Origin of the sequence: Humibacter albus DSM 18994, assembly GCF_000421825.1 — a bacterium.
Taxonomy (GTDB): domain Bacteria; phylum Actinomycetota; class Actinomycetes; order Actinomycetales; family Microbacteriaceae; genus Humibacter; species Humibacter albus.
On record NZ_ATXT01000017.1, the window covers coordinates 81,417 to 94,189 of the forward strand.

12 protein-coding genes are annotated in these 12,773 nt (G+C 67.0%); 7 read left to right on the plus strand and 5 right to left on the minus strand.

Annotated features, from left to right (window positions below):
• Positions 1–15 precede the first annotated feature (15 nt).
• Both H623_RS20055 and H623_RS20060 read left to right on the plus strand, forming a co-directional pair.
• A complete protein-coding gene (locus H623_RS20055) occupies positions 16–1,212 on the plus strand; it encodes a sensor histidine kinase (RefSeq protein WP_157560989.1) in 1,197 nt (398 codons plus the stop codon).
• Positions 1,209–2,315 (plus strand): hypothetical protein, encoded by a 1,107-nt coding sequence (locus tag H623_RS20060; RefSeq protein WP_022901528.1) that lies wholly within the window; start codon positions 1,209–1,211, stop codon positions 2,313–2,315. Before H623_RS20055 ends, H623_RS20060 begins: the two co-directional genes overlap by 4 nt.
• A gap of 398 nt (positions 2,316–2,713) precedes the next feature.
• Here H623_RS20060 and H623_RS0113840 read toward each other — a convergent pair whose 3' ends face one another.
• The 4 genes from H623_RS0113840 to H623_RS21830 form a co-directional block, all read right to left on the minus strand.
• Complete coding sequence (locus tag H623_RS0113840; RefSeq protein ID WP_022901529.1) at positions 2,714–2,950, minus strand: acyl-CoA carboxylase subunit epsilon; 237 nt, start codon at positions 2,948–2,950, stop codon at positions 2,714–2,716.
• Between the two features lie 61 nt (positions 2,951–3,011).
• A complete protein-coding gene (locus tag H623_RS0113845; protein WP_026940356.1) occupies positions 3,012–4,631 on the minus strand; it encodes an acyl-CoA carboxylase subunit beta in 1,620 nt (539 codons plus the stop codon).
• A gap of 90 nt (positions 4,632–4,721) precedes the next feature.
• Positions 4,722–7,058, minus strand: a complete 2,337-nt coding sequence (locus tag H623_RS21220; protein ID WP_051143254.1) for an FG-GAP-like repeat-containing protein — start codon at positions 7,056–7,058, stop codon at positions 4,722–4,724.
• An 85-nt stretch (positions 7,059–7,143) separates the two neighbouring features.
• On the minus strand, positions 7,144–7,305 hold the full coding sequence (locus H623_RS21830) for a hypothetical protein (RefSeq protein ID WP_157560990.1): 162 nt from the start codon (positions 7,303–7,305) through the stop codon (positions 7,144–7,146).
• Between the two features lie 121 nt (positions 7,306–7,426).
• On the opposite strand from H623_RS21830, the gene H623_RS0113865 reads away from it, so the two are divergent.
• Both H623_RS0113865 and H623_RS20075 read left to right on the plus strand, forming a co-directional pair.
• On the plus strand, positions 7,427–8,197 hold the full coding sequence (locus tag H623_RS0113865; RefSeq protein ID WP_022901531.1) for a biotin--[acetyl-CoA-carboxylase] ligase: 771 nt from the start codon (positions 7,427–7,429) through the stop codon (positions 8,195–8,197).
• A 7-nt stretch (positions 8,198–8,204) separates the two neighbouring features.
• Complete coding sequence (locus H623_RS20075; RefSeq protein WP_051143255.1) at positions 8,205–8,744, plus strand: PH domain-containing protein; 540 nt, start codon at positions 8,205–8,207, stop codon at positions 8,742–8,744.
• A gap of 131 nt (positions 8,745–8,875) precedes the next feature.
• On the opposite strand, the gene H623_RS20080 is transcribed toward H623_RS20075, so the two are convergent.
• Positions 8,876–9,454 (minus strand): GtrA family protein, encoded by a 579-nt coding sequence (locus tag H623_RS20080; protein ID WP_022901532.1) that lies wholly within the window; start codon positions 9,452–9,454, stop codon positions 8,876–8,878.
• A 175-nt stretch (positions 9,455–9,629) separates the two neighbouring features.
• On the opposite strand from H623_RS20080, the gene H623_RS0113880 reads away from it, so the two are divergent.
• The 3 genes from H623_RS0113880 to H623_RS0113890 are packed head-to-tail and all read left to right on the plus strand — an operon-like array spanning position 9,630 to position 12,687.
• A complete protein-coding gene (locus H623_RS0113880; RefSeq protein ID WP_022901533.1) occupies positions 9,630–10,766 on the plus strand; it encodes a 5-(carboxyamino)imidazole ribonucleotide synthase in 1,137 nt (378 codons plus the stop codon).
• 17 nt (positions 10,767–10,783) lie between these two features.
• Positions 10,784–11,335 carry a 5-(carboxyamino)imidazole ribonucleotide mutase gene (purE, locus tag H623_RS0113885; protein ID WP_022901534.1) on the plus strand — a complete coding sequence of 184 codons (552 nt, stop codon included), beginning with the start codon at positions 10,784–10,786 and terminating at the stop codon, positions 11,333–11,335.
• A complete protein-coding gene (locus tag H623_RS0113890; protein WP_022901535.1) occupies positions 11,332–12,687 on the plus strand; it encodes an LCP family protein in 1,356 nt (451 codons plus the stop codon). Before purE ends, H623_RS0113890 begins: the two co-directional genes overlap by 4 nt.
• Positions 12,688–12,773: the final 86 nt, after the last annotated feature.

The following is a 12,773-nucleotide window of genomic DNA, read 5'->3' on the forward strand; positions in this document are numbered from 1 at the left end:
CCTCTGCTGTCGGCGGTGACCGCGACCCCGCTCACCCGGGCTCGCGTCGAGCGGCTCGCCGCCCGCGCGGTCGCCGGATTCAGCTGGGTCTTCGGCCTGCAGGTGGTGCCGGTCATCGTCGACCAGTCGCCGCACCTGAATCCCGTGTACACGGCCGTGGTCGCGTCGGTGCTGTTCGCGACGCTGGGCTGGCTCGGCGTGGCGTCCGTGATCGGGCGCACGGTGCAGGCATCCGCGCTGTCGTTCTGCGCCGCCTATGTGCTCGCGCTCGCCACCTGGCCGGCCGACATGACCGACGTCGCGTTCTTCGAGGGTGTTCGCCCCTGGCTCTGGTACCTGCTCACGGTCGCCACCGCGTGCGCCGCGCTGGCCATGCCGTTCGTCTGGGCCGCCGTCTACACGCTTCTCGTGCCCGCGCTCTATGCCGTCGTTCTCGTGCTCAGCGCGGGTCCGGAAGCCGTGCGCACCGCGCTGCTCGACGGCGTCTACGCGGTCGTCTTCGCGTCGATCCTGCTGGCCATCACGACCATGCTGCGCCAGGCGGCCAGCCAGGTCGACGCCCGCCAGAGTGCGGCGCTCGAACGCTACGAGGTGGCTGTGCGGGCGCATGCGCTCGAGGCCGAACGCGTCGAAGTGGATGCCATCGTGCACGACAGCGTGCTGACCACGCTTCTCTCCGCGGCAGGCGCCCGCACGCCCGAGTCGATGGCCATCGCCGCGTCGATGGCTCAGGATGCCCTGCGCCACCTCGACACGTCCGCCCCGCTCGCGCATCCCGGCCGCTCGCTCGACGCCATCCCGGTCAGCCGGCTGCGCGACCGCATCATCTCCGCGGCGCGCTCCTTCACCGTGCCGTTCTCGATCGTGCCGCGCGCCGGTCGCGATGCGCTGCTTCCCGTCGCCGCTGCAGAAGCGCTCTACTCGGCGACCGTGCAGGCCATGGTGAACAGCGCGCAGCACGCGGGCGGCGTGCTGGTGCGTCGCCGCCTGCGGGTCGAGGCGACCGCCGAAGGCGGCGTGATCGTGGAGATCGGTGACGACGGCGCCGGATTCGACATGGAGCGCATTCCGCCGGAGCGGCTCGGACTCGAGGTCTCGATCAAGGAACGCGTTGCGCTCGCCGGCGGAGAGGCATCCATCGTCTCGGTTCCGGGAACCGGTACCACCGTGCGGTTGCAGTGGCGGCCTCGGCGAGAGGAGGCGGTCGAGTGATCACCGTGTCCCGCGCCATGCTCGTCGCTCTCGCGGCGCTGTTCTCGGCGTACCATGTGGTGCTCGGCATCGTGTCGATGGGGGTGTACCGGCATCCCGCACCCGTGATCGTCGCGATCGGTCTCTATGCGGCCGCCACGGTGCTGTCGCTGTTGAACACGAGGCGCGTCGCGCTGGCGGTGTGGATCGCCGCCTTCTGCCTCGCCGTGTCGGTGGCGATGCCCGTTCTCGTCACCAGCCAGCTCGACCCGGCGCACGAGAACGGTTACGCCACCTGGTATGTAGCGGCGATCGGCACGCTGATGACCATCGTGGTCGTGCGCCGGCGCAACGCGTTCGCCTGGCTGGGCACGCTCTTCCTGGTGGTGCACACGCTCGTGTTCGCGGGAATCGTGGCGCTCGGCGCCTGGGGGGTCATCGGCAGCGTGGTGTGGGTCGCAGCGGCCACCGTGGTCACCAGGGCGCTCAGTGCCATGTCGAGGGACGGTGCGCGCTTCGCGCGCGCGGAACGCCAGGTCGTCGACTGGCACGCCGAGCAGGAGGCCCACGTGATCGAGCGGCAGCGCCGGCTCGATGAGACGTACCGCAGGGCGGCACCGCTGCTCATCCGGATCACCGAGACAGGCGGCGTGCTGACCGACGAAGAGCGCGCCGAGTGCCTTCTGCTGGAGGCTGGGATGAGAGACGAGATCCGCGGGCGTGAGCTCCTGGACGACGAGGTGCGCGAACGCATCTTGGATGCCCGTCGCCGCGGCGCCACCGTCTCGGTGCTCGACGACGGTGGGCTCGACGGCCTCAGGGAGGACGAGCTCGCGAGGATCCGTGCTCGCCTCGCCGACGCGATAGGGCATTCGCGGGCGACGAAGTTCATCGTGCGCACCGTCGAGCGCAGTTCGCCCGTCGCGGTCACCGTGGTGGGCCTGGTTCCGGCCACGCGCGCGCCGCAACCGGACGATGGGTCGGAAGGCCCGCGCAACGCGGTCGACACGGCGGCGGCGGAGTCCGAAGGCGAAGACGACGAGGTCGAGCTCTGGCTGGAGATCCCGCGGCGCGAAGAGGCGGCCGAAGACCCCGAGCACTCGACGAGCCTCCGGGAGGGTTAAGCATCGGAGGGCGCCGGTCCATGACCGACGCCCTCCGGAAACCCCGAGTCGGGGCGATAACCCGAATATCGCCCCGACTCGCCCCCAAAACACTCGCCCGCTTACCCTAGTCGGCGAATGAATGGCGGTGAATCTCAGAATGAGAGACACCTAGCAACATCAATAATGCGACCCCTCCCGCAAGAGGGAAAGTCGTCATTTAGGGGGACAATCGGGGGACAATTTTTCGGCACCGGGTCGGCATGGAACGGCGCCTGGTCCCCGATCGGGGTACAAACAGCGCGGATGATCGCGCTCTCTGCCGCCCGTGAGACAGGTCGAGGTCCTGCCAGCCTCGGCTCCGGCCCTCGTTGTACCCCGGTTGTGCAAGGGGATGGCCACGTCGAAGCAGCAGCGTGTCAGTTCCAGCGACGCCAGGCGCCCGGGCCGCGCTGAAGCGGTGCCCGGAGTCCACGCTGGCTGCGTCTCCAGGCCGTGTACGGAGCATCCGCGGTGGGGACCGCTGCCGAGGCCTGCTCGCGCAAGGCTGTCATGAGCACCGCGGTGACCGCGGCGATCTCCGTCTCGGAAAGGCCGGGGGTGCGGATGACGAGCTGCGAGGCATCCACCTCGTCTCGTGCACTGTGCGAGGCCATGTCGATCCTCCTCAGTCGCGCCGTGTTCCGGAACACGGCCTCGTCGTCGCGTGCGAGCCGGTCACAGCGGGATGTTCCCGTGCTTCTTCGGCGGCTGCGTTGCCCGCTTCGAACGCAGCGCCCGCAACGCCTTGACGACGGCCACGCGGGTGGCGGCCGGCTCGATCACGCCGTCGAGCTCACCGCGCTCGGCCGCGAGGAACGGGGATGCCACGTTGTACGTGTACTCGTTGGCCAGCTTCGTGCGCACGGCGGCGACGTCTTCGCCGGCCTCTTCGGCGCGCTTGATCTCACCGCGGTACAGGATGTTCACCGCGCCTTGTCCGCCCATGACCGCGATCTCCGCGGTCGGCCAGGCCAGATTGATGTCGGCGCCGAGCTGCTTGGAGCCCATGACGATGTAGGCCCCGCCGTATGCCTTGCGCGTGATGACGGTGACCAGAGGAACCGTCGCTTCCGCGTACGCGTAGAGCAGCTTCGCGCCGCGGCGGATGACGCCGGTCCACTCCTGGTCGGTGCCTGGCAGGTAGCCGGGCACGTCAACGAGCGTGAGGATCGGGATGGAGAATGAGTCGCAGAACCGCACGAACCGTGCCGCCTTCTCGCCGGCGTCGATGTTCAGCGTTCCCGCCATCGCGTTGGGCTGGTTAGCGATGATGCCTACCGATTGGCCCTCCACGCGCGCGAAGCCGATCACGATGTTGGGCGCGAACAACGGCTGCACCTCGAGGAATTCGCCGTCGTCGACGATGTGCTCGATGATCGTGGTGACGTCGTAGGGCTGGTTCGGGGAGTCGGGGATGATCTCGTTCAGCTTGCGGTCGGCATCCGTGACCTCGAGCTCCGCCTCGGCGTCGTAGATCGGCGCGTCGGTGAGGTTGTTGTCGGGCAAGAAGCTGAGCAGCGCGCGAGCGTAGTCGAGGGCATCCTGCTCGTCGGAGGCGAGGTAGTGGCTCACGCCGGAGATCTTGTTGTGCGTGAGCGCACCGCCGAGCTCCTCGAAGCCGACGTCTTCGCCGGTGACCGTCTTGATCACGTCGGGACCGGTGACGAACATGTGGCTCTTCTTGTCCACCATGATCACGAAGTCGGTGAGCGCGGGGGAGTACACAGCACCGCCGGCGGCCGGCCCCATGACGATCGAGATCTGCGGGATGACGCCGGATGCCTGTGTGTTGCGCCGGAAGATCTCGCCGTACTTGCCGAGCGCGACGACGCCCTCCTGAATGCGGGCGCCGCCCGAGTCGAGGATGCCGATCATGGGTACGCCGGTCTTGAGCGCGTGGTCCATGACCTTGATGATCTTCTCGCCGGCTACCTCGCCGAGCGAGCCGCCGAAGATGGTGAAGTCCTGGCTGAAGACCGCGACCTGACGGCCGTGGATCGTGCCGACACCGGTCACGACGGCGTCGCCGTAGGGGCGCTTGCTCTCCATGCCGAACGCGTGGGTGCGGTGACGCACGAACTCGTCGAACTCGACGAACGAGCCTGCGTCGAGCAGCAGGTCGATGCGCTCGCGCGCCGTGAGCTTGCCCTTGGCGTGCTGCTTCTCGACGGCGGCCTGTCCGCTCGCCGTCACCGCCTCGTGGTACCGCGCTTTGAGGTCGGCGATCTTGCCGGCCGTCGACGTGTCGGGCGTGGCGTCTTCGTCGGCGTCGGCAGCGGTTTCCTGCGTGGAGATGTCGGTCACCCGTTCACTTTACAAGCAGGTGTTCGGTCGAGTTCGTTGACGGAACTGCACAAAAGCGGGACCCAGATGAGGTGGAGTCGCTCACCCGTAGATGTTCCATCCGCTGGAGGCGAAGACCTGCCCTGTGAGTCCGAGATTGGCGGTGGGGCTGGCCTGGGAATAGAACCACAACGAGCCGTCTGCCTTGCGGCCGAGAATGTCCGCTTTGCCGTCGCCGTTGAGGTCACCGGCCACGAGCGTGTTGTAGACGTTCCAGCCTGCGCCGATCTGAATACCCCGGAGCACACCGCCCGTCCCCGTGCCGGCGTAGAACCACAGCGAACCGTCCGGCTTGCGCGCGATGATGTCGGGCTTGCCGTCTCGGTTGAGATCCGCTGTCATGAGCGAATCGAAGACATCCCAGCCTGCACCAATCTGAGTACTCCGCTGGAAGCCGCCTTTCCCGTTTCCCGGGTACAACCAAAGCGTGCCGTCCGGCTTGCGGACGATGATGTCGTCATTCCCGTCTCCGTTGAAGTCGGTGGTCATGAACGCGGTGAAGCTGTTCCAGCCTGCGCCGATCTGCACGCCCGAACGCACACCGTTGTCGCCCGTTCCCGCATAGAGCCAGAGGGTCGAGTCCTGCTTGCGTGCGATGATGTCGTCTTTGCCGTCTCCGTTGAAGTCCGCGGTCATGAGAGCGGTGAAGCTGTTCCAGCCCGCCCCGATCTGCACCGCGGCCCGCAGCCCGGCATTTCCTGATGCCGTCGTTCCCGTTCCCCGACAGACCCAGAGCGTCGAGTCGGCGTGACGCGTGATGACATCGGTCTTGCCGTCGCCGTTCATGTCGGCTTCGAGGATCGCCGTCATCGATTGCCAGCCACCGCCGCTCTTCACGCCGGACTTGACCGCGCCGATCGGACGTGCGGCGTCGCTTGTGCCATACATCACCCACATCGTGCCGTCGGGCGTGAGGGCCAACAGATCGGCTCGCTTGTCGCCGGTCACATCGCCCGCTGCAATCAACGTGGTGTATCCGCCGAAGGCGTGCGAGACCGTAGCCCCGTTCACGAGGCCGCTTACTCCGGCGGCGGTCGTGCCCAGGCCGGCGTAGTAGATGAGAGTGCCGTCGGGTCTACGAGCGATCAGGTCATCTTTGCCATCGCCGTTGAGATCACCAACACCCTCGACGTCTTCGTAGGTCTGCCATCCAGCACCCACCTGGGTTCCGCCTCTGACACCACTCGATCCCGACACGCCGCTCGTACCCGTGCCTGCGTAGTAGAAGAGGCGTCCGTCGGGCTTGCGGCCGAGGAGGTCGGGAACACCGTCGCCGTTGAGGTCTCCCGCGGCGATGACATCGGTGTAGGTGTTCCATCCTGCGCCGATCTGCACGCCGGACACGACGCCCCCAGTACCGGTTCCGGCGTAGATCCACAGACTGCCGTCCGGCTTTCGTGCGAGGATGTCCGGCTTGCCGTCGCCGTTCATGTCACCTGGGCCGAGGATCTCGTCGAAGGTGTTCCATCCCGCGCCGATCTGCACGCCCGGCGCGAACGTGCCTCCGGCTCCGAGCCCGGCGAAGAACCATAGGGATCCGTCCGGCTTGCGCGCGACCAAATCCGATTTGCCGTCGCCGTTGAAGTCGCCGACCCCGATCACCGGGTTGGGGAGGTGGGCCAGGCCAGTCCGCGCGAACGTCGTGAGCTGAGCGAGGGTGCCGTTGAAGACATCCTGGTCTCCGGGGAACGTTCCACCGTCCGCCCATTGCCAAAACGTGTAAGCGGACCAGCTCGCGGGCAGCGTGCCCACGGAGCCGGAAGTCGTGTATCGGGCGATGAAGAGCGGATTGTCGGGGAACGAAGGACTGTTACCGGTGCATCGGGTCCACCAGTCCGTCGTCGAATAGATGGCGGGAAGGCGACCGACGCGCGCGAGCACGGTGTCGGAGAAGTCTTTGATCCACGACACCATCGCCGACTGGCTGAGCCCGTAGCAGGTCGCGCCGTACGGGTTGTATTCGATGTCGAGGAGCGGCGGCAGCGTGCGACCATCAGCACTCCAGCCGCCTCCGTTCGACACGAAGTAGTTCGCCTGTGCTGCTCCTGACGACGTGTTGGGTGTGGCGAAGTGGTAGGCGCCGTGTGCGAGGCCGGCGCTATACGAGTCTGTGTACTGTTCGTTGAACTCGCCGCTCTTGTAGTCGGTCCCTTCCGTCGCCTTCACATAGACGAATCGCGCTCCGTTGTTATAGATGGTCGTCCAGTCGCCACGCGTCAGCGTCTGCCAGCCGCTGACGTCCAGTCCGGGGACGCCCGCGGGTTGGCCGACCTGCGCTGCCAGAGACTGAACGGAGAACGACCTCGCCAGTGGTGCTGCGCTCTCGGGATCCTCGGTGGCGACGGTGGACCCCATCGAGTGGTTGTGCGCGGCGTTCATCACGGCGAGAGAAGGGTCCTCGCCACCGGGGGAGGACGCGGAATCGCCTTCGTTCCCCGTACTTCCATCCGTCGTGCCGGAGGAATCAGAGCTCGAACCCGGTGCGGCACTCGGGGATGGTGTGGGAGTCGGAGCCGGTGTCGCCGTTGCTGTGGGCGCGGCCGTCGATGAATCGTCCGCGTAGGCGAGTGCCGTCGGTGTGCAGAGTGCCGCGACGGTCGCGAAGGCGACCAGCCCGATCGTGCACAGTCGTGTGCCTCGGATGCGCATGAATAGGTCCATCCCCCCGACGCCTCCCGCAGGCGCCTCGATCAAGGGTACGGCCCGGTAAAGCGCATCCCCTGTAACCAAAAGGGGGAGAATGCAACATGAGTTTTTCCCAGTCATCCCGGGCGGCTTCGCGACTCGTCGAGCTGCCTCGAGCGGCGTCCACGAACGACGAACTGGCTTCGCGGGCGAAGGATGCGTCCGACTGGCCAGAGTTCAGCGTCGTGGTTACCGAGGAACAGACGGCCGGACGGGGAAGACTCGGCCGTACCTGGAGCGCACCTGCAGGGACCATGGTGGCGATCTCGGTGCTGCTGCGCCCGGTCTCGGCGGGTATCCATGCTCCGGATGCCCTCGGCTGGATTCCCTTGATCGCCGGCGTCGCAATGACAAGGGCGTTGGTGTCGCTCGGTGCGGACGCGGAACTGAAGTGGCCGAACGACGTGCTGATCGGTGGGCGCAAGGTGTGCGGCATCCTCGCCGAGGCCGTCGCCCCCGACGCGGTGGTTGTCGGTTCGGGGGTGAACGTGGGCATCCCGGCGGATCAGCTGCCGGTTCCCACGGCGACCTCGTTGGGCATCGAAGGCGTCGAGACGGACGCCGATACGGTTCTCGCCGGATACCTGCGCGAGCTGCGTTCTTTCTACGGGGCCTTCGCTGAGCACGCGGGTGATGCGGCCGATTCCGGCGTGCGATCGGCCGTCGTCAGCACGTGCAGCACGATCGGGAAAGACGTTCGAGTCGAGCTCCCGGGGGGCAAGGAGCTGCTCGGTGTGGCGCAGGGTCTGGATGACGCGGGCCGGTTGGTGGTGGCATCCGATGGCGGGCTCACGGCTGTTGCGGCGGGAGATGTGACGCACCTGCGGTATTAATGGGCCTATGGCATTGTCCGACGGGTTCGCGGTGCCGCCCGCCGAGCGCGTGGTGGCACGGCTGCGCCGTCATGTGCGTCGGATGTTCTGGCCTTCGATCGCGTTGTTCGCCATCTGCGGGGTGGCCGCCTATTTCTCGTTCGTGTATTCGGGATGGCTGTCCATGGTGATCTGGGCCGCCGCAGGGCTGCTGGCGGTGCTGCTGTTCCTGCTTCCGCTACTCGGCTGGCTGAGCACGCGCTACACGGTGACGACGCGACGGCTCATCATTCGCACCGGGCTTTTCGTGCGGGAGCGCCGGGAGCTGCTGCACAGTCGCGGCTACACGGTCACGGTGCGCACGTCGTGGCTTCAGAGCATGTTCCGCAGTGGAACGGTAGTCATCGGAGCCGCGGACGAGAAGGCGATCGCCCGGCTCAGGGACGTTCCACACGTCAACGTCGTCACCGACGCACTGCACGACCTGATGGAGAACAGTCAGAGGCTCTACCCCGGTGGATGGCCGACGAACACGGCGGGTGTCGATCAGACGCAACAGGCGAACTGAGGCCCGGCGAACCGAGGCCCGGCGAACTGAGGCCTGGCGAACTGAGACCCGGTGAACTGAGACCAGGCGGGTCGAGAACAGGCGACCTGAGACCAGAGGGATTGAGACCGCAGAGTGGGGAACGGTCGTCGTCAGCTGAGGTCTCCTGCTTTGGAATCGAGGGTCAGGGGCGTGGACACGTCGTCGACCTCGGCAGTGGGCTCGTCGCTCCGCTCGCGGGCCGCCGCGCGGCGCGGAGAGTAAACCCAGAACTTGTAGAGCGCGTAGCGCACGATGGTGCCGAGCACGAGCCCGACCACGTTCGTGGCGATGTTGTCGGCGAGCAGCGAGTGGAAACCGAGAAGGTAGCGAGACACCGCGATGCACAGGAGCGGCACGCACATTCCCAGGAGGCTGGCGAGCAGGAACTCGACGCCCTCGCGGGCCGTGTTGCGTTGCCGATCAGCAGCGAAGGCCCAGTACCGGTTCCCGAGCCAGTTGACCAGGATCGCTGCCAGCGTGGCCACGACGGTGGCGAGCAGCGGGCCGTGGGGCACACGCTGGGGATTGAAGACCGTGAGCCAGAGGCCGTTGAACACGGCGAAGTTCACGACGACCCCGACGCCGCCGACCGCGCCGAACTTGATCAGCTGCACGAGCTGGGGGAGCAGGCGACTGCGAGCCTTGGTGGTGTGGTCATGGGAGAGTCCGGCACTCACGGACGAGTCCATGCGAGACCCCCTTTCCCTCCGATGGCGGACCGACTCGTGTTCGGTCCGTGCAGGCTGAGCGTATCCGGACCGGTTGTGATTGACCTAGGACGGAGCGTGCGACTGTGAAGGGGCGCACAGGGCCGTCGCGTGGGGACGAGGACTGTGGGACCGGATGCGTCGGTAGGATTTCAGGGTGACGAAGACAGTCGGTGTGATCGGTGGTGGACAGCTGGCGCGGATGATGATCGCGCCCGCGATCGAGCTCGGCGTCGAGATCAGAGTGCTCGCCGAAGCTCCCGGCATGTCGGCGCAGCTCGCGGCGACCGCGGTAGGCGACTACCGCGATCTCGACATCGTTCGTGCGTTCGCGCGCACCGTCGATGTCGTGACCTTCGATCATGAGCACGTTCCCCAGGCGGTGCTGCGGGCGCTCGTCGACGAAGGGATCCCCGTGCATCCGGGACCGGACGCCTTGCAGTACGCGCAGGACAAGTTGCTCATGCGCGCCAAACTCTCCGAGCTCGGCCTGCCGGTGCCGGACTGGGCCTCGGTCGAGACGCCCGAGGAGCTCGACGCTTTTCTGACGGATCACGGCGGCCGCGCCGTCGTCAAGACCGCCCGGGGCGGATACGACGGTAAAGGTGTGCGCGTCATCGACGGGCCGACCGAGGTGGACGACTGGTTCACCGCGCTCGCCGAAGACGGCAACGGTGGCGCTTTGCTCGTGGAGGAGCTCGTCGACTTTCGTCGGGAGCTGGCACAGCAGGTGGCTCGGCGGCCTTCCGGCGACATCGTCGCCTGGCCGGTCGTGGAGACCGTGCAGCGCGACGGGATCTGCGCGGAGGTGGTGGCGCCGGCGCCGGCATCCCCGGGCCGCATCGCAGAATTGAGCGAAGACATCGCCGTGCGCATCGCTGACGGGCTCGGCGTGACGGGGATGCTCGCCGTCGAGTTGTTCGAGACCACCGATGATCGCGTTCTCGTCAACGAACTGGCGATGCGGCCGCACAACAGCGGACACTGGAGCATCGACGGCTCGACGACAAGCCAGTTCGAACAGCATCTGCGGGCGGTGCTCGACCTGCCTCTCGGATCCACTGGCATCCTCCAACCGTGGTCGATGATGATCAACGTGCTCGGCGGGCCGGAGGGCGCGACCATGCCGGACCGATACGACGAAGCGATGCGCGAGCACCCGACTGCGAAGTTCCACAGCTATGCCAAGGAGTCACGGCCGGGGCGCAAGGTGGGCCATGTGACGGTGTGCGGCGACGATCTCGACGAGGTGGCCTACCAGGCGCGTGGCGCAGCAGGGTTCTTCAAGGAGTGACACCTAGCCTGGATGCCATGCCCAGCGTGAACTCCCCTGAGCCCCTGAGCGCCGTGCCGACATCCACCGTGCCCACGAGCGCACCGCTTGTCGCCCTCGTGATGGGATCCGACTCGGACTGGGCCACCATGAAGGCGGCGGCAGAGGCGCTGAGCGACTTCGGCGTTCCGTACGAGGTCGAAGTGGTCTCGGCTCATCGCACGCCGGAGAAGATGATCGCGTTCGGCAAGCAGGCGGCATCCCGCGGCATCAAGGTGATCATCGCCGGTGCCGGAGGAGCGGCGGCCCTGCCTGGAATGCTGGCCTCTGTGACCACTCTTCCCGTGGTGGGCGTGCCGGTTCCGTTGGCCAAACTCGACGGGCTCGACTCGCTGCTGTCGATCGTGCAGATGCCGGCCGGCATCCCGGTGGCGACCGTCGCAATCGGCGGGGCGAAGAACGCCGGCATTCTCGCCGCCCGCATCCTCGCGACCGGCGACGACGCCCTGGCGGCGCGCCTCGCAGGCTATGCGGCAGGTCTCATCGACCTCGTCGAGCAGAAGAACGAAGACCTCAAAGCCTCGCTATGACCATCGCGAACCCGATCCGGTACCCGAACGCGGGCTCCCGTGCGGTGATGACGCGGCGAGGCTGGTGGCTCGTCGCGCTCAACCTTCTCCTGCCCGGCAGCGCACAGGTGCTCGCCGGCAATCGCAAGCTCGGCCGGTTCGGCCTGGTCAGCACGTTCATTCTCTGGGCGTGCGTGATCGCCTTGATCATCACCGGGCTCGTGAAGCCGACAATCGTCGTCGGCATCTTCACGCAGACCGCGATGCTCTGGCTCGTGCAGATCCTCGCGTTCGCGTATGCGGTGCTCTGGGTCGTGCTCACGCTCGACACGCTGCGACTGGTGCGCCTCGTGAAGGCGCGCCCTGCTGCACGGGCGGGCATCGCGGCCTTCGCCGTCGTGCTGTTGGCGGTCGTCTCCGGCACTGCGGCCTACGGCGCCGTGCTGGCCGGCAGCGCACGCGGCGCGCTGAGCGGGATCTTCTCCGCCGCGGCATCCGAACCGCCGGTCGACGGACGGTACAACATCATGCTGCTCGGCGGCGACGCGGGCCCCGGTCGCGACGGCATGCGACCGGACAGCATGTCGGTGCTGAGCATCGACGCCTCCACCGGTCAGGCGGTCTCCATCGGCGTGCCGCGCGACCTCGACCCGGTGCCGTTCAGCGACGGCTCGCCGATGAAGAAGATCTACCCGAACGGCTACGGGTACGACGACTACTGCGACGTCGACGTCTGCCAGCTCAACTCCATCTACACCGAGGTCGAGCTGTACAAGCCGAAGCTCTACCCCGATGCGACGAAGCACAACAGCGAGCCCGGCATCGAGGCGATGCGTGACGCGCTCGAGGGCGTCACGGGACTGAAGATCCAGTACTACGTGCTCATCGACATGGAGGGCTTCTCGCAGCTCGTGGATGCGCTCGGCGGCGTGACCATCGACGTCAAGGAGAAGCTGCCGATCGGCGGTGACGCCCAGGGCAACGGCGTCACGGGGTGGATCTACCCGGGCAAGCAGCACATGAACGGGTACACCGCGCAGTGGTACGCGCGCTCTCGTGAGTCGACGAGCGACTACGACCGCATGGCGCGCCAGCGCATTCTCGAAGACGCCATTCTCAAGCAGTTCACGCCGGTCAACGTGGCGACGAAATTCCAGGACATCGCCAAAGCGGGCTCGCAGGTGGTCAAGACCGACATTCCGCAGTCGATGCTCGCGTACTTCGTCGATCTCGGATCGAAGACCAGAAGCCAGCAGGTGCAGAACCTCGAGCTCGTGCCGCCGACCGTCGATCCGACGGACCCGGACTACACGCAGATCCACTCGATGGTGAAGAAGGCGGTCACGCCGCCGACGTCGACCCCGACGCCGTAGCTGCACGGCGTCCCGGGCAAGATCACCCTGCGGTAGGGGGAACCCGATACCGCGGAGGGACGCGTCGTCGCACGGCTTCGCGGAGG